This is a genomic window from Streptomyces akebiae (genome assembly GCF_019599145.1).
Taxonomy (GTDB): Bacteria; Actinomycetota; Actinomycetes; order Streptomycetales; family Streptomycetaceae; genus Streptomyces; species Streptomyces akebiae.
Map to the genome: position 1 here is coordinate 8,557,411 of NZ_CP080647.1, position 16,712 is coordinate 8,574,122.

General features: G+C 71.9%; 15 protein-coding genes and 1 riboswitch. Of the genes, 11 read left to right on the plus strand and 4 right to left on the minus strand.

Annotated features, from left to right (window positions below; all coding sequences use genetic code 11):
• Nucleotides 1-39: 39 nt before the first annotated feature.
• Nucleotides 40-813, minus strand: a complete 774-nt coding sequence (locus K1J60_RS37160; protein ID WP_220650039.1) for a DUF5995 family protein — start codon at nucleotides 811-813, stop codon at nucleotides 40-42.
• 210 nt (nucleotides 814-1,023) lie between these two features.
• Here K1J60_RS37160 and K1J60_RS37165 point away from each other — a divergent pair, with 210 nt between their 5' ends.
• Nucleotides 1,024-2,247, plus strand: coding sequence for a glycoside hydrolase family 6 protein (locus K1J60_RS37165; RefSeq protein ID WP_220650040.1), 1,224 nt, complete (start codon nucleotides 1,024-1,026; stop codon nucleotides 2,245-2,247).
• Nucleotides 2,248-2,366: 119 nt separating this feature from the next.
• Here K1J60_RS37165 and K1J60_RS37170 read toward each other — a convergent pair whose 3' ends face one another.
• Nucleotides 2,367-3,578, minus strand: a complete 1,212-nt coding sequence (locus K1J60_RS37170; protein ID WP_220650041.1) for an MFS transporter — start codon at nucleotides 3,576-3,578, stop codon at nucleotides 2,367-2,369.
• 380 nt (nucleotides 3,579-3,958) lie between these two features.
• Between K1J60_RS37170 and K1J60_RS37175 the strand changes: the two genes are divergently transcribed.
• Entirely contained in the window at nucleotides 3,959-5,170 is a 1,212-nt protein-coding gene (locus tag K1J60_RS37175; RefSeq protein WP_220650042.1) for an ROK family transcriptional regulator, read from the plus strand.
• A gap of 209 nt (nucleotides 5,171-5,379) precedes the next feature.
• On the opposite strand, the gene K1J60_RS37180 is transcribed toward K1J60_RS37175, so the two are convergent.
• Nucleotides 5,380-6,132 (minus strand): SDR family oxidoreductase, encoded by a 753-nt coding sequence (locus K1J60_RS37180; RefSeq protein WP_220650043.1) that lies wholly within the window; start codon nucleotides 6,130-6,132, stop codon nucleotides 5,380-5,382.
• Between the two features lie 409 nt (nucleotides 6,133-6,541).
• Nucleotides 6,542-6,672, plus strand: a riboswitch (FMN riboswitch).
• A 155-nt stretch (nucleotides 6,673-6,827) separates the two neighbouring features.
• On the opposite strand from K1J60_RS37180, the gene K1J60_RS37185 reads away from it, so the two are divergent.
• From K1J60_RS37185 to K1J60_RS37225, 9 genes are all read left to right on the plus strand, one after another.
• Entirely contained in the window at nucleotides 6,828-7,448 is a 621-nt protein-coding gene (locus K1J60_RS37185) for a riboflavin synthase (RefSeq protein WP_220650044.1), read from the plus strand.
• Complete coding sequence (locus K1J60_RS37190; RefSeq protein ID WP_220650045.1) at nucleotides 7,445-8,077, plus strand: nicotinamide mononucleotide transporter family protein; 633 nt, start codon at nucleotides 7,445-7,447, stop codon at nucleotides 8,075-8,077. The genes K1J60_RS37185 and K1J60_RS37190 overlap by 4 nt, the downstream gene beginning before the upstream one ends.
• The gene (locus K1J60_RS37195; RefSeq protein ID WP_220650046.1) at nucleotides 8,074-9,363 is read left to right on the plus strand and encodes a bifunctional 3,4-dihydroxy-2-butanone-4-phosphate synthase/GTP cyclohydrolase II; all 1,290 of its coding nucleotides are present in this window, start codon (nucleotides 8,074-8,076) and stop codon (nucleotides 9,361-9,363) included. Before K1J60_RS37190 ends, K1J60_RS37195 begins: the two co-directional genes overlap by 4 nt.
• A gap of 51 nt (nucleotides 9,364-9,414) precedes the next feature.
• The gene (ribH, locus tag K1J60_RS37200) at nucleotides 9,415-9,900 is read left to right on the plus strand and encodes a 6,7-dimethyl-8-ribityllumazine synthase (protein ID WP_033532534.1); all 486 of its coding nucleotides are present in this window, start codon (nucleotides 9,415-9,417) and stop codon (nucleotides 9,898-9,900) included.
• Nucleotides 9,901-9,934: 34 nt separating this feature from the next.
• Nucleotides 9,935-10,207 carry a phosphoribosyl-ATP diphosphatase gene (locus tag K1J60_RS37205; RefSeq protein ID WP_013005073.1) on the plus strand — a complete coding sequence of 91 codons (273 nt, stop codon included), beginning with the start codon at nucleotides 9,935-9,937 and terminating at the stop codon, nucleotides 10,205-10,207.
• Nucleotides 10,208-10,269: 62 nt separating this feature from the next.
• Nucleotides 10,270-11,127, plus strand: a complete 858-nt coding sequence (hisG, locus tag K1J60_RS37210) for an ATP phosphoribosyltransferase (protein WP_220650047.1) — start codon at nucleotides 10,270-10,272, stop codon at nucleotides 11,125-11,127.
• A 20-nt stretch (nucleotides 11,128-11,147) separates the two neighbouring features.
• Nucleotides 11,148-11,612 carry a PH domain-containing protein gene (locus tag K1J60_RS37215; RefSeq protein WP_220650048.1) on the plus strand — a complete coding sequence of 155 codons (465 nt, stop codon included), beginning with the start codon at nucleotides 11,148-11,150 and terminating at the stop codon, nucleotides 11,610-11,612.
• A gap of 266 nt (nucleotides 11,613-11,878) precedes the next feature.
• Nucleotides 11,879-13,312, plus strand: a complete 1,434-nt coding sequence (locus tag K1J60_RS37220; RefSeq protein ID WP_259408074.1) for a hemolysin family protein — start codon at nucleotides 11,879-11,881, stop codon at nucleotides 13,310-13,312.
• Nucleotides 13,309-14,397 carry a hemolysin family protein gene (locus K1J60_RS37225; RefSeq protein WP_220650049.1) on the plus strand — a complete coding sequence of 363 codons (1,089 nt, stop codon included), beginning with the start codon at nucleotides 13,309-13,311 and terminating at the stop codon, nucleotides 14,395-14,397. Before K1J60_RS37220 ends, K1J60_RS37225 begins: the two co-directional genes overlap by 4 nt.
• Before the next feature lie 96 nt (nucleotides 14,398-14,493).
• On the opposite strand, the gene K1J60_RS37230 is transcribed toward K1J60_RS37225, so the two are convergent.
• Complete coding sequence (locus tag K1J60_RS37230) at nucleotides 14,494-16,368, minus strand: AAA family ATPase (RefSeq protein WP_220650050.1); 1,875 nt, start codon at nucleotides 16,366-16,368, stop codon at nucleotides 14,494-14,496.
• Between the last annotated feature and the right edge of the window lie 344 nt (nucleotides 16,369-16,712).

Consider the following 16,712-nt stretch of genomic DNA (forward strand, 5'->3'; position numbering starts at 1 on the left):
GCCGTACCGCCGCATGTTCCCCAGTCGAACGTATGACGTTCACATGAGAGAGCGGCAGTCGGCCCTCTCGGGCATCGGGGTCAGCAGCATGCGGCCCGCGAGGCCCACCGCCGCGTCCAGTCGGTGGGCGAACTCCTCGGCCAGATCGGGCAGCGCGCGCAGCGCCCACAGCGCGCGGGCTGCCGACCAGCTGGCCTCGCGCGCGCGTTCCAGGCTCCACGCGCCGAGCAGATGGGTGAGCGGATCCGCGATCTGGAGAAGATCGGGACCCGGCATCAGCTCCTCGCGGATACGTTCCTCCAGCGAGACGAGGACATCGCCCACCTGCTCGAACTCGTCCTCCAGATCGGCTGGTTCGCAGCCGAGCGTACGACAGGTGTCCACGACGGCCAGCGCGAGATCGTGCCCGATGTGCGCGTTGATGCCGCAGAGGGCGAACTGCAGCGGCTGTACCCCGGGATGGCGCCGGAACTGCAGCAGCGGCCGCCAGCACGCGGGTGCGCGGCCGCCCTCGGCGACCCTCAGATACCGCTCGGCGAAGAGCACGTCCAGGGTGATCGCGGCCTCGGCGTCCGGGAAGTGCCCCGTGTCCAGGCGCCGGCCGATGGCCTCCGTGACGGCGAGGTAGACGCAGTTGAAGACGGCGATCCCGTCCCGTGCGGGAAGAGTCGCGTCCAGGGCGCGCATGCGGGAGACGACCGTGTCCACGGCGTCGGACCCGGCTGCCGTGTCCGCCGCCTCCCTCACCTCCACCAGGTCCACGGAGGTGTCCGTCGAGTCCACGGAATTGGTGAATTGTTCCCACTGCGCCATAGGGGGCAGGGTCGCAGGCCTACGCTGACACCGGTGCCGCCGTGTCCGGCGCGTCCCCGGAACGGGGTAACGCGGGCGCGGCGGGAAGTGCCGGGAAGCCGACGGAGCGCGGTCCGGGGAGCAGGGGGGGAGCACCACGTGTCAGGCTTACGCGCCCAGCGTCTGTCCGCACGCCGAGCCGAACGCCGGCGGGCGGCGAGGCGCGGCGTCATGACGGCCGCGGCAGCGATCGTGGCCGTCGTCGGGACGATCACCGGCATGGTGGCGGCGATGGGCGGTGAGAGAACCGCCGACGAGGCCCGGCCGCTGACGAGCCGCGCAGGGGGTCCGCCGTCCGACCCCGCCACCCTTTCCGGCCCTTCCGGCCCTTCCGGCCCTTCCGGCCCTTCCGGCCCTTCCGGCCCTTCCGGTCCTTCCGGTCCCACCCGAAAGGCCGGGCCGGGTGCGGACGGCTCCTCCCCGCGGCGGACCTCGCCGCCGCCCTCGAACTCGCCCGGCCCCTCCGTGAAGGCCGGTGTGCGGCCGTCGGCGGAGCGGACCGAACGGCGTGCGGCACCTGGGACCGGCCCCGGCGTGCTCTACCGCCATCCCGACTCCCAGGTCCTCGACTGGGTCCGTGACCACCCCGACGACCCGCGCGGCGCCGCCATCGAGACCGGCATCGCCGACCGCCCCGCGGCCGTCTGGTTCACCGACCCCACGCCCGCCGTCGTCACCGCGCAGGTCGCGGCGGTCGCCTCCGGGGGTGCCGCGCGGGACCAGGTACCGGTCCTCGTGGCGTACGCGATCCCCGACCGCGACTGCGGCGGTGCCTCGCAGGGCGGGGCGCGGAGCCTGGACGCGTACGACGCCTGGATCGACGCGTTCGCCGCCGGACTCGGCTCGGACGACGTCATCGTGATCCTGGAACCGGACGCGATCGCCCAGTCCGACTGTCTCGCTGCCGCCGGCCGCACCGACCGCTTCGCCTCGCTCGCCCGCGCGGGGAGGGTCGTCAAGGCGGCCAACCCGGGCGCCCGCGTCTACTACGACGCCGGGCACTCCGCATGGAACACCCCGGGCAAGCAGGCCGCGCTCCTGCGACAGGCGGGCGCCGCCGACCCCGACGGCTCCGACGGTGTCTTCAGCAACGTCTCGAACTTCAACCGCACGGAATCGGAGGTCGCCTACACCCGTAGGGTCCTCGACGCACTCGGCGCTCCCCCCGGTCTCGGCGCCGTCATCGACACCAGCCGCAACGGCAACGGCGCCCCGGCCGACGGTGAGTGGTGCGACCCCAGCGGCCGCGGCCTCGGCCGCCCACCCACGCTCACCACCGGCGAGCCCGGCGTCCACGCCTACCTGTGGGTGAAACTGCCCGGCGAGTCCGACGGCTGCCGGGGGAGGGCGGGGACGTTCTCACCGGGGTACGCGTACGAGCTGGCGCGGGGGTGAGCGGGCCGGTCCCGGGGCGAGCGGGCCGGTCCCGGGGCGAGCGGGCCGGTCCCGGGGTGAGCGGCGTTCGGTGGTGGGGCCGGTGAGGCAGGGAGGGCCGGCGGTCGGGGGCGGCCGGATCAGCCCTTCGGATCGGGAAGCGTCACGTTCGGCCGGGACACCTGGGGGCGGTCCCTCTCGCTGGTGCGCAGGACGCCCGCGAAGGCGACCAGGCCACAGGCCAGCACCGTCACCAGGCCGAACGACACGACCAGGCTGGTCAGTTGCGCCAGACCGCCGATCGCGCTCGGCGCGACCAGCCCGGAGGTGTACGTGATGGTCGCGACCCCCGCGATGGCCTGACTGGGGTTCGGCCCGCTGCGGCCCGCGGCGGCGAAGCAGAGCGGTACGACGACCGCGATGCCGAGGCCCATCAGGGCGAACCCGGTCATCGCGACCGCCGGCTCGTTCGCGACGACGATGAGGACTCCGCCGACCGCGGCCAGGACACCACTGGCCCGGACGGTACGGACCGAGCCGAAGCGGTCGACCACCGAGTCGCCCGCCAGCCGGGCCACCGCCATGGTCAGCATGAACCCCGTGGTGCATGCCGCCGCGAGCCCCGCCGAGGTCTCCAACTGGTCCCGCAGATAGACCGCCGACCAGTCCAGGGCCGCCCCCTCCGCGAACACCGCGCAGAACCCGACCGCGCCGATCAGCAGCGCCGACTTCGGCGGCAGCGCGAACCGGGGCGGCGGCTCCTCGTCCTCGGTGGGCCGCAGATCCAGTACCCACTGGCAGGCGACCAGCCCGAGGGCGGTGAGCGCGACCGCCGCGAGCGCGTGGTGCAGCCGGGCGTCCGATCCGAGGTGCGCGGCGAGGGTGCCGCCCGCCGAGCCGACGAGGGCGCCCGCGCTCCACATGCCGTGCAGGCCCGACATGATCGACTTCCCGAGGCGGCTCTCGACCTCGACGCCGAGCGCGTTCATGGCGACGTCCGCCATGCCCGCCGAGGCGCCGTACACGAACAGCGCGAGGCAGAGCGTCCAGAGGCTCGGCGCGAGGGAGGGCAGGACCAGCGCGAGCGTCCACAGCGAGAGCAGTCCGCGCAGCGCCGTACGGGCGCCGAACCGGTGACTGATCCGGCCCGCGAGCGGCATCGCCAGCGAGGCGCCGATCGCCGGGAAGGCCAGGGCGAGACCCAGCTGGCCCGCGCTGACCCCCGCATGGTCCTGGATCCACGGCACGCGGGTCGCGAACGAGCCGGTGACGGCGCCGTGCACCGCGAACACGGCCGCCACGGCGTACCGTGCCCGCCTCACCTCGCGCTGCTCGTGGATCACCGCACTCATTCTCCGCCTCCCTGAATCCTCATCCTCGGTGCGCCGCGAGGGCGCCGCGCCCGCTTGCGCTCCGCCGAGAGAGCACAGGCGCTCGCCCGCGGCCGTTGTGGGACGACGGTGCGCCCGGCCCTCGCCGGCGACGCTCCCGACGTCTCGGGGATCCCCCGCCCCATGATGCGGTCGGCCTGTCGCCCACCCCACCGCTCGGCGCCCAGCCGCCCGTCCGCCGTCCTCGACCCTCCGGTTTCCACGAAGCCCTCGGCCCACGCGGACCCGTAGTGCCGACGTAAACTATCAGGAACCCTGCCTGATAGATAGGGAGCGAGGCGGGGAGCAGGCGCCCCTGGGCCGAGCGCCCGGTCGTGCCGCCCATCTGGGAGGATCCCGCCATGCCCGCATCACCCAGCACCGCCCGAGCCATCAACGACCGGCTCGCCCTGCGGCTGCTGCAGCAGGAAGGGCCGCTGACGGCAGGCCAGTTGAAGCAGCTCACCGGTCTGTCGCGGCCCACCGTCGCCGACCTGGTGGAGCGCCTCACGGCCGCCGGGCTGATCGAGGTCGTGGGGGAGTCCGGGGAGCAGCGGCGGGGGCCCAACGCCCGCGTTCACGGCATCGTCGCGGACCGCGCGCACCTCGCCGCGCTCGATGTCCGCACCGAGGGGGTCTCGGTCGTCGTGGCCGACCTGATCGGTACGGAGCTGGCGCGGGCGTCCGTCCCGATCGCGGACGACGCCGGCACCGGGCCCGCGGTGGAACAGGCGGTCGCCCTGGTCGAGCGCGCCGCCAAGGAGGCGGGCGCCGACCGGCTGCACACGGTGGCGGTCGGCGCCCCCGGTCTGATCGACCCGGCCACCGGCGAACTCCGCGACTCCAGCGGCCTCCCCGCATGGCATCGACGCCTGGTCGCCGCCCTCGGCGAACGGCTCCCCGCCCGCGTCCTCGTGGAGAACGAGACCAATCTCGCCGCGCTCGCCGAACAGCGGGACGGCGCCGCCCGCGACCGCGACACCTTCGTCCTCCTCTGGCTGGGCCTCGGCACCGGCGCCGCAGTGGTCCTCGACGGCCACCTCCGGCGCGGTGCCTCCGGCGGCACCGGAGAAATCGGCTTCCTCCCCGTCCCGGGGACGGCCACGGTCCCCTCGGCCGTCGACTGCGAGGGCGGCTTCCACTCCCTCGGTGGCGCGGCGGCGGTGGTCGCGCTGGCCGCCGCACACGGCGTCACGGCCGAGGCCGCGACGCACGAGCCGTACGCGGCGACGCTGGTGCGCGCGGCGACCGCCCTCGCGGTGGACGGCGCGGCGAATTCGTCGCCGGCCACCCCCCACACCGCCTTCCTCGACGCCCTCGCCGACCGCCTGGCCATCGGCGTGGCCTCGGTCGTCGCCGTGCTCGACCCCGGTTGTGTGGTGCTCGGCGGTGAGGTCGGGCAGGCCGGTGGGGAGGAGCTCGCCGTCAGGGTGGGGAGGCGGCTGGCGGCGATGTCGCCGCTACCGACCGAGGTCAGGGCCGGCGGCCTCGGCGGGGCCGCCGTACTGCGCGGCGCGCTGCTCATGGCCCGGGAGACGGCCCAGGACGACTTGTTCGGACCGCCCGCGCGCTAGGGGGTATTTCGGAGGTCCCGCACAGCATCCACGGCGCCCGGCACGCTCCCCCACTCTCGGCTCCGCTCGAGCGGGAGGGACCCCCACCGCCGCACCGGCCGAAACCCCAAGTACGTCCGGTACGAGGGCTTTCGTCCGGCACGCCGAGAGCACGCACCGGACACCGCGGGCACCGCACAGGACTTTCGAAACACCCCCAGCTCGGACGTTCAGCCCGGCCTCGCCCCGAACCGCTGCTCCAGGTACTCCGCGAACGTCCCCCGTCCCACGGCCCGCCCCGGGGTGAGGTGACCGCCGTCCCTGAAGCCCTGGTAGGCCTTGCCGAACAGGGGGACGTTCAGGAGGGGGCGGCGGCGACCGGTGGCCGTCAGGTAGGCGCGGGCCAGCTGGGGGAAGGTGAGGATCTCGGGGCCGCCCATGTCGTCGACGCGGCCGGCGGGGGCGCCCACGGCCAGTTCCGCCAGACGGTCCGCGACCTCGGTGACGGCGACGGGCTGGTCGCTCACCCCGGCGGGAAGCATCATGACCGGCGGCTTGGAGAGACTCTGGAAGAGCAGCACGAGAAGATCGTGGAACTGGGTGGCGCGCAGGATCGTCCAGCCGGGGCCGGACCCCTCGACCATCCGCTCGACGGCCAGCTTGGACCGGTAGTAGCCGAGCGGCACCCGGTCCACGCCGACGATGGAGATGTAGACCAGATGGCGTACCCCGGCCCGCCGCGCCGCCTCGATCAGATGCTCCGCCGCCTTCTCGTCGCCGCCGCGCGGCGAGGTCGCACAGTGCACGACCGTGTCCACCCCCGCCACGGCCGCGTCCAGCCCGCTCCCGCCCGCGACGAGATCGACGGCGTACGTCCGCGCGTGCCGGCTGAGCACCCGCACGTCGTGTCCGTCCGCCCGCAGCCGCTCGGTGACGGGCCGGCCGAGGACGCCGGTGCCACCGGTCACCAGGATCGTGGTCATGCTGTCCATCCCCTTCGCGTCGACGCGACTCGTCGACGGGAACGGGCGCGGCGGAAGGCGGTCGGAACCGCCCCGCTCGGCTGCCGTCCCACGACTCCAGCTTGCGGGTCCCGGCCCGGGCCGGCAGTGCGGGGGACCCGGCGGCGGGGCAAGGGCCGTCGTCACCGCCGCCGGGCCGTTCGAGGCGGGTACCGCGACCGCAGACTTTAAAAGGACTAGACCAAGCTGGTCAATGGGTCATGACCCCTTCGAGTGGAGTCCCCGTCACGGAAGTTGACCCTTGGTCAGTAATAGTCGAAGGGCGTCGCTGCCCGCCGGAGAAGTCCAGTGATGTTGTCTGTGAGCCACCCCACAGCCCTCACCCGCATGGGTGCAGACCGGGCGTGGCACACTGGCCATGTACCAGAAGCAGCGCACTCCGGGGTCGGTGAAAGTCCGAACCGGCGGTTACAGTCCGCGACCCGGTCGCTTCCAGCGGCCGGTTGACCAGGTGAAATTCCTGGACCGACGGTTAAAGTCCGGATGGGAGGCAGTGCGCGGCGGGCGGGCATTCGTGCGCGCCGCCGTCTGTTTTTGGCCTACCTCGACAGGGGTGGGTCTTCCACACGGCGTCGCTCCCTGTGCCGTGGTCCGCTCTGTCTGTCGTCTTCGACAGCCCCGGAGTCCGTGCCCCACGAGGCAGGAGGACCCGGGAAGTGTTCACCGGAATCGTCGAAGAGCTGGGTGAGGTCACCGCCGTCGAGAATCTCGGCGACTCCTCCCGCTTCCGTCTGCGCGGCGCCGTCGTCACCCAGGGCGCGAAGCACGGCGACTCCATCGCCGTCAACGGTGTCTGTCTCACGGTCGTGGAGCACGAGGACGACTGGTTCACCGCCGACGTCATGGCGGAGACCCTCGAACGCTCCAGCCTCGGCGCCCTCGGCGTCGGCTCCCGCGTCAACCTCGAACGCCCGATGGCCGTCGGTGAGCGCCTCGGCGGGCACATCGTGCAGGGGCACGTCGACGGCACCGGCCAGGTCATCGAGCGCAAGCCGTCCGAGAACTGGGAGATCGTCAAGATCTCGCTCCCGGCGGACCTCACCCGGTACGTGGTCGAGAAGGGCTCGATCACCGTCGACGGCATCAGCCTCACCGTCGTCGACGCGGGCCCCGACTACTTCACCGTCAGCCTCATCCCGACCACGCTCGACCTGACCACACTCGGCCGCAAGCAGCCCGGCGACCCGGTGAACCTGGAGGTCGACGTCATCGCCAAGTACGTCGAGCGCCTGCTCGGGAGCCAGGGGGCGGCGGGCACCCGGGGAGCGGGACAGTGAACTCCCTGAACGCCGTCGCCTTCACCGCCTTCGGCCAGCAGATCCTCTGGTCGGACATGATCGGCAACATCCTCGGGCTGATCGCCCTCGCCCTCGGCGCGATCCGCTCCATCTGGAACTGGCCCGTGCAGTTCCTCTCCGGCCTGGTCCTCTTCGGGGCCTTCGTCGGCCACCTCACCGGCAGTGCCGGCAAGCAGGTCATCGTCATGGCCGTCGCCGCGTACGGCTGGTGGCAGTGGAACCGCACGAAGGGGCAGTCCGCGGACGGTGCCATCACCCCGCGCTTCGCCACCTGGCGCGAGCGCGGCTACCTGGTCGCCGGCGCCGTGCTCGGCACCCTCGCCGTCGGTGGCCTCTTCACCGCCTTCCCGACCCTGTCCTGGGACCCCTGGCCGGACGCCTACATCTTCACCGGCACCATCGTCGCCATGTACGCCCAGGCGCGCGGCATGGTCGAGTTCTGGTTCGCCTGGCTGCTCGTCGACCTCGTCGGCGTACCCCTCAACTTCGCCAACGGTTACGCGTTCTCCGGATTCGTCTACATCATCTACGGCGCGCTCGTCCTGTGGGGCATGCGCGACTGGTGGCTGCGCTCCCGCAAGCCCGCCCTGGAAGGAGCTCCCGCATGAGCACGGCGCCGATCCTGTACAGCACCGACGGCATCGAGGACTTCGGGCTCGACCCGATCGAGCAGGCCATCGCCGACATCGCGGCGGGCCGGCCCGTCGTGGTCGTGGACGACGAGAACCGCGAGAACGAGGGTGACCTCGTCATCGCCGCCGAGAAGGCCACCCCCGAGATCATCGCCTTCATGATGAGCGAGTGCCGGGGCATGATCTGCGCCCCCATGGAGGGCGACGAGCTGGACCGGCTCGAACTGCCGCAGATGGTGCAGCAGAACACCGAGTCCATGCGCACCGCCTTCACCGTCACCGTCGACGCGGGCCCCCAGCACGGCGTCACCACCGGCATCTCCGCCTCCGACCGCGCCACCACCCTGCAACTCCTGGCGAGCGGCACCGCCGAGCCCGGCGACTTCGTCCGCCCCGGCCACATCTTCCCGCTGCGCGCCCGCACCGGCGGGGTGCTCGTGCGTGACGGCCACACCGAGGCCGCCGTCGACCTCGCCCGCCTCGCGGGCCTGCGCCCGGCCGGCGCGATCGTCGAGATCGCCGGCGAGGACGGCCGCATGCTGCGCCTGCCCGAACTGATCCCGTTCGCCCGCAAGCACGGCCTGACGATCATCTCCATCGAGGACCTGATCGCCTACCGCCGTGACTCCGAGCCCACCGTCAGGCGCGAGGCGAAGACCCAACTCCCCACCGCCTTCGGTGACTTCACGGCCTACGGCTACCGCTCCACCGTCGACGGCGTCGAACACGTCGCCCTCGTCCACGGCGAGATCGGCGACGGCGAGGACGTCCTCGTCCGTGTCCACTCCGAATGCCTCACCGGCGACATCTTCCACTCGCTGCGCTGCGACTGCGGCCCCCAGCTGCAGACCTCCCTCCAGCGCATCGCCACCGAGGGCCGCGGCGTCGTCGTCTACCTGCGCGGCCACGAGGGACGCGGCATCGGACTGCTGTCCAAGCTGCGCGCGTACGAACTCCAGGAACTCGGCCGTGACACCCTCGACGCCAACCTGGAACTGGGCCTGCCCGCCGACGCCCGCGACTACGGCGCCGGGGCGCAGATCCTGCGGGACCTGGGTGTGCGCAGTCTGCGCCTGATGACCAACAACCCCGAGAAGACCGACGCCCTCGTCCGGCACGGCCTCGACGTCACCGACCGCGAGCCGATGCCCGTCCGCGCGGGCGAGCACAACCTCCGCTACCTGCGCACCAAGCGGGACCGGATGGGCCACGACCTGCCCTGGCTGGACACGACCACCGCGTCCACCTGCGGCAACCAGTAGGACCAGCGAGTACGAGTTTCAAGCACAGCGTTTTCAGAACCAAGGAGCAACGTGAGCGGCAAGGGCGCACCCGAACTGTCCGTACGCAACTGCGGCGACCTGCGCGTCGCGGTCATCGCGGCCCAGTGGCACGAGAAGGTGATGGACGGCCTCGTCGAGGGCGCCCTGCGTGCCCTGCGCGACCTGGGCATCGACGAGCCGACCCTCCTGCGGGTCCCCGGCAGCTGGGAACTCCCCGTCGTCGCCAAGGTCCTGGCCGGACGCGGCTACGACGCGATCGTCGCCCTCGGTGTCGTCATCCGCGGCGGCACCCCCCACTTCGAGTACGTGTGCCAGGGCGTCACCCAGGGCCTCACCCAGGTCTCCGTCGACACCGGAGTCCCCGTCGGCTTCGGCGTACTGACCTGCGACACGGAGGAGCAGGCCCTGGACCGCGCGGGCATCGAGGGCTCGAACGAGGACAAGGGCCACGAGGCGGTGACGGCGGCGGTGGCGACCGCGGCCACCCTCCGCTCAGTATCTGAACCCTGGCGCTGAGGCAGGGGCGGTTGCGCGTAGGCTGAGCCTCACCATGTCCAAGAAGACGTTCGAGGAGCTGTTCGCCGAGCTCCAGCACAAGGCCGCCACCGGCGACCCCGCCACTTCCCGCACCGCTGAGCTGGTCGAGAAGGGCGTCCATACCATCGGCAAGAAGGTCGTCGAAGAGGCCGCCGAGGTCTGGATGGCCGCCGAGTACGAGGGCAAGGAAGCAGCCGCCGAGGAGATCTCGCAGCTGCTCTACCACGTCCAGGTGATGATGGTCGCCCGCGGCATCTCCCTGGACGACGTGTACGCCCACCTCTGAGCCGTACCCCGCACACCACGCTGAACGAATCCGTACGAAACCGAACGAAGGAAGCTCGCCTCATGCTGCGCATCGCCGTCCCCAACAAGGGTTCCCTGTCCGGACCTGCGGGGGAGATGCTGCATGAGGCCGGCTACCAGCAGCGCCGGGAGTCCAAGGAGCTGCGGATCGTCGACCCGGCCAACGAGGTGGAGTTCTTCTACCTCCGCCCCCGCGACATCGCGATCTACGTCTCCTCCGGCCGCCTCGACATCGGCATCACCGGCCGGGACCTGCTCATCGACTCCGGCGCCAACGCCGAGGAGATCCTCCCGCTCGGCTTCGCCCGCTCCACCTTCCGCTTCGCCTCCAAGCCGGGAACGGCGAACGGCGTCGCCGACCTCAAGGGCAAGACGGTCGCCACGTCCTACGAGGGCATCGTCGCCGGACACCTCGCGGACAACGGCATCGACGCCTCGGTGGTCCACCTCGACGGAGCCGTCGAGACCGCCATCGAACTGGGCGTCGCCGAGGTCATCGCCGACGTCGTCGAGACCGGCACCTCCCTGCGGAACGCCGGTCTGGAGGTCTTCGGCGAGCCGATCATGAAGTCCGAGGCCGTCGTCATCCGTCGCGTCGACGCCGACACGTCCTCGGAGAACGAGCCCAAGGTGCAGCAGTTCCTGCGTCGCCTCCAGGGCGTCCTCGTGGCCCGGACCTACGTGATGATGGACTACGACTGCCGCGTCGAGCAGTTGGAGAAGGCCGTCGCGCTCACGCCGGGCCTGGAGTCCCCGACCGTCTCGCCGTTGCACAACGAGGGCTGGGTCGCCGTCCGGGCGATGGTCCCGGCCAAGGAGGCCCAGCGGATCATGGACGACCTCTACGACATCGGCGCCCGGGCCATCCTGACCACCGCCATCCACGCCTGCCGCCTCTGACGGCCGGGGAGTCGTACGTCATGCCGGACCAGTCCCCCCTGCCCGCCCTGCCCGTCACTTTTCGGCCGGGCCGTACCCGGGCCGTGCTGCTGACCGCCGCGGGCGCGATCTTCGTGGTCATCACGGTCGTCGCGCTGCTGCTGCCCACGCTCGGCCCGGGGGAGCGGCTCAGCTTCGTCTTCACGGCGGCCATGCTCGCCGGGGTGCTGTGCATGCTCTCCCGGCCCAAGGTGGTCGCCGACGAGTCCGGGGTGACCGTCGTCAACATCACCGCCAGGCGCCGCTTGGGCTGGGCGGAGATCGTGCAGGTGAACCTGCGGGTCGGCGACCCCTGGGTCTTCCTCGACCTCACCGACGGCACCAGCCTGCCCGCACTCGGCATCCAGCCGGGCATCGCCAAGCAGCGTGCCATCGAGGACGCCCGGACGCTTCGGGCGCTGGTGGAGGACCGCTCGGTCGCCGAGCCCGAGCCGCGCCAGGGCTGAGCCGACCCGACGTCCGGGACGGCCCCGGACCCGCGTCGGGGACGACCCGGGCAAGATCAGGGCCGACTCGTGGCCGTCGCCCCTGCCGCACCGGCCCCTGTCTTGATTAATCTGTTTGCGGAGGCGTTTTCGTTGCGCCTCCGCCTCTGTCGTTCCACCCCGGAAGGCAGGGGCTCCCTGCTATTCGAGGAGTGACTCCCTCCAGCGATGGACGGATCGTCCTGTAGTACCTGCGCCGCCCCCTCCCGGCATATCGAGGCGGCGGCATGACCATCCCCCTGCTGCTCCTCGGAGCCGCGTTCCTGCTCATCCTCGCCAACGGCTTCTTCGTGGCCGCCGAGTTCGGCCTCGTCACGGTCGAGCGACCGGAGGCCGAGAAGGCCGCCGCCGAGGGCGACCGCCGGGCCCTCAAGGTGGTGGGCGCGCTCAAGGAGCTGTCGTTCCAGCTCTCCGGCACGCAGCTCGGCATCACCATCACCTCCCTCGTCGTCGGCATGCTCGCCGAACCGGCGCTCGCGGAGATACTCCACGGCCCCTTCACCGCCATCGGCATACCCGAAGGCGCCGTGTCCGGGGTGTCCGTGGTCGTCGGCATGCTGCTGGCCTCCGCCGTGCAGATGGTGATCGGCGAACTGGTCCCCAAGAACTGGGCGGTGTCGAAGCCCATGCAGGTCGCCCGCTTCGTCGCGGGCCCCCAGCACGTCTTCTCCCGTCTCTTCCGCCCGGTCATCGCCGCCCTCAACGCGGTCGCCAACCGCCTGGTCCGCGCCTTCGGCGTAGAGCCCACGGACGAGCTGGCCTCCGCCCGCACCCCCGGCGAACTGGTCTCCCTCGCCCGGCACTCGGCCCAGGCCGGCGCCCTGGAACAGGACACGGCCGACCTCTTCGTCCGCACGCTCTCCCTGGGCGAGCTGACCGCGGAGAACGTGATGACGCCGCGCGTCAAGGTCAGCGCCCTGCAGTCGTCGGCCACCGCCGAGGACGTGGTCAACCTGACCCGCGCCACCGGTCTCTCGCGCTTCCCCGTCTACCGGGAACGGATCGACGAGATCGTCGGCATGGTCCACCTCAAGGACGCCCTCGCTATCCCGGCCCACGACCGGCTGCACACCCCGGTCGGCCGGATCGCCAGGACCCCGCTCCTCGTCCCCGAGTCGCTGCCCGTGCAGCCGCTGCTGGCCCGACTGCGCAGCGAGCAGCCCATCGCCGTCGTCGTCGACGAGTACGGCGGTACGGCCGGTGTCGTGACCCTGGAGGACATCGTCGAGGAACTGGTCGGCGAGGTGCGCGACGAGCACGACGGGCACGAGAGGCCCGAACTCGCCGCGGCCCCGCCCGAGGACGGCCGCCTCGCCTGGGACGCCGACGGCAGCTGCCGGGTCGATGTGCTCCAGCGCATCGGCCTCGACGTCCCGGAGGGCCCCTACGAGACGGTCGCCGGCCTCGTCGCCGACCTGCTCGGTCGTATCCCCGCCCCCGGCGACCGCGCCGAGCTGCCCGGCTGGCGGCTGGCGGTGCGCCAGGTGGGGCACTACCGAGCGGAGCGCGTACGCCTCGTCCGCACCGCTTCCGTCACGGACACCGTCCCCGGCACGGAAGGGGCCCGCGGCTCGGTACCCACCCCCGTCAAGCGAGCGAACCGCGGCAGGGGACCCCACCCCGTCACGGACCCCGCCTCGGCCGTGGAGGCAACCCGATGAGCATGCTCCAACTCCTGTTCGCCCTGCTCCTCGTGCTCGCCAACGGCTTCTTCGTCGGCGCCGAGTTCGCCCTGGTCTCCGTCCGCCGCAGCCAGATCGAACCACTGGGGACCACCCGGGCCCGCCAGGTCCTCTACGGCCTGGAGAACCTGCCCCAGATGATGGCGGCCGCCCAGTTCGGCATCACCGTCTGCTCACTGACGCTGGGCGCGGTGGCCGAGCCGACGGTGGCCAAGCTGCTGGAGCCGGTCTTCGAGGCGATCCACCTGCCGCACGGCATGATTCACCCCCTGGGCTACGTCATCGCGTTGGCCGTGGTCGTCTTCCTCCACCTCGTCATCGGGGAGATGCTGCCGAAGAACCTGGCGATGGCGGCGCCGGAGAAGACCGCGCTGTGGCTGAGCCCGGCGCTGGTGGCCTTCGCGAGGCTGTGCCAGCCGATCACGATCGGTCTCGGTGCCTGCGCCCGCCTGGTCCTGAAGCTCTTCCACGTCGAGCCCAAGGACGAGGTCGAAGCCGTCTTCACCAGCGTCCAGCTGGTCCGGCTGGTCGAGGACTCGGGACAGGCCGGGCTGCTCGACCCCGAGGAGCAGGAGCGCCTGGAGGACGCGCTGGAGCTGGGCTCCCGCCCGGTGACGGACGTCCTGCTCAAGCGGGACACCCTGGTGACGGTGGTTCCCTCGGTGACTCCCGCGCAGGTCGTGGCGCTGACCGCCCGCACCGGTTACTCCCGCTTCCCGGTGGTCGCGGAGAACGGCGCGTTCATGGGCCGCTATCTCCACGTCAAGGACGTCCTCGACCTGGAGGACTCCGACCGTGCCGTCCCCCAGCAGATCTGGCGCCCCATGACCACCCTGCGCGCGGAGCTGCCGCTGGACGACGCGCTGACGGTCATGCGGCGGGCCGCCACCCATCTGGCCCAGGTGGCGGACGCCTCCGGCAAGGTGCTCGGCCTCGCCGCCCTGGAGGACGTCCTGGAGCTCCTGGTCGGCGAGGTCCGCGACCCGGCCCACCGAGAGGTCCAGCCGGTCCGCGTGACGGAGCCGAGGGGCAGCGAAACCGCGGAGGAAGCCCTCGCGAGCTGAATCCGCCCCAGCTCGCGCAGTTCCCCGCGCCCCTCTCAAGGGGCGCGGGGAACTGCGCGAACGGGGTCCGGTGGTAGGGGCGCGGGGGCGAGGAACTCACATCGCCGACGGATCCTGCGGACCCCGCCCCGACAGGACCTCCCCGTACGCCTGCATCAAGTCCGGCAACCGAAGCGTCGACAGATCGTCCCGCGTCGGAATCGACGGGTACCCCGACAGCCGCAGATCCCGATACGCACAGCTCTTCTCGTACAGCGTCCGCAGAAACCGCCCGTTCCCGAGCTCGTCGATCCACCCCTGCTCCACGACATGCCCGGAGATGGACCGCAACTCGTCGAGCGCCTCCTCGTCCCACACGTCCCCGTTCTCCGCCGCGAGCACCTCCCCGATGGAGGTCAGCTCCAGCGGCCGGTAGGAGGGGAAGTCGACACGCGTCGTGAACCGGGACGACAGCCCGGGGTTCGCGGTCAGCAGCCGGTCCATCCCCTCCGGATAGCCGGCCAGGATCACGACCAGATGATCCCGGTTGTCCTCGGCCCGCTTCAGCAGCACCTGAAGCGCCTCGTCCCCGTACGCGTCCCCCTTCCCGTACCCGGTGTTGGACAGGGAGTACGCCTCGTCCACGAACAGCACCCCGCCGATCGCCGAGTCGATCAGCTCGTTGGCCTTCACGGCGGTCTGCCCGAGGTACTCGCCCACGAGATCCGCGCGCTGCGCCTCGACGAGGTGGTCACCGCCCAGCAACCCGAGCGCGTAGAAGACGCGGCCCAGTATTCGCGCCACGGTGGTCTTCCCGGTCCCCGACGGCCCGGAGAAGACGAAATGCCGCTTGGGCGGCTGCACGGGCAACCCCTGCCCCGCCCGCAGCCTTGCCATGTTCAGCTGTGCGGACAACGCCTTGACCTGCCGTTTCACCGGCTCCAGCCCGACCATCCGCTCCAGCTCCGCCAGCGCCTCCTCCAGCAGCTCCGGATCCGTCGGCCCCGCCGGCAGGGACAGCGGCTCCACCGGCACGACGGACTTCTCCCGTACGAAGGTGTCGCCGGCCTCGGGCGGCAGCCCGCCCGACGGCGGCGGTCCGGGCTCGGACACCTTCAGGTCCCGGCCCTCGGCGTCGAAGAAGGGCTCCAGGCCGTCGCCGTCGAGGACGTCCTGCCCGATCCCGGCGAGCGCGATCGCGGCGAAGTCGCTCGCGTCGTCGTCGTACCCGTCGCCCTCGGAGATCGCGGCCAGCCGCGCGGACGTGTCCATGAAGGCGGGGTCGACCCGGTGCACGGCCCGGTACAGGGGAAGCGCGGCCGCGCTGCGCCCCGTGCCCTCGTGCGCGCGGGCCAGCCAGTACCGCAGCTCCTTGCGCTGCGGCTGCTCGCTGCGGCAACGCATCAGCGCCGCGGAGAGCAGCGGCTCGGCCTGCCCGTACGTCTCCAGACGGACCCGGGCCATCCCGCCGAACAGGCCGGCCTCGATCCCCAGCAGGGGATCGTCGAGCAGCGGATCGGTGTGCCGGACCAGCTGCTCCCAGTCCTTGACCAGGTAGGCGCGGCAGGCGTGCAGAAACCGCACCTGGTGGTCCGCGTCGACCGGCGGGAGCCCCGCGAGCGCCCGGTCCAGCTCGGGCACATGGCGCCCGTCCAGCCAGTGCGAGGCGTGCGCGAGGAGCAGATCACGCGGACTCTCCAGCACCGGCTGCACCCACCAGCCCAGCCAGTACCAGGAGTTGAGGGTGCGGCGGTGCCGGGAGCGCTGCTCCCCGAAGCGCTCCCGGTGCCGGAACATCCGCAGCAGCGCGGTGGTCGTGTCCACCCGCAGCGCGTGCAGCCCGAGCCAGCCGTCGGCCATCCCGGGATCCATCCGCACCGCGGCGCGGAACTCCTCCTCCGCCTGCGGATAGGCGCCCATCGTGTAGGCGTCCACGCCTCGCAGCCAGGCGAGGTCGGCCGGGGCCTCGGGGCCCCGCGAGCCGAAGTCCATCACGTCCCCCACAAACCGTGCCCCCGCTGGAAACCGAACGGGCCGGTGCCCGTCGGCAGCCTTCGTCGAACCGCTGTGCCGCGGACGGGAGTTGCGCCGGTGCGTTGCTGCAGCCGTCCGAAGGTCGCACCTTGGGCATCGTACCTGCGGGTCGGTCGCCCTTCGAAGGGTGCCGCAACCCTCGTTCTCCGAGGTCGGGGCAGACGGGGCGCATTGCGGACGGTGACCGAGGGTGAAGGAATGGTGCCCCAGGAGTTCCGGAAAGCCGCGAAAAGGCAGAACGAAGCCCCCGATCACGGGGGAACAACCGGGGGCTTCGCGTATGTGGGCGGTGTCGAATGACC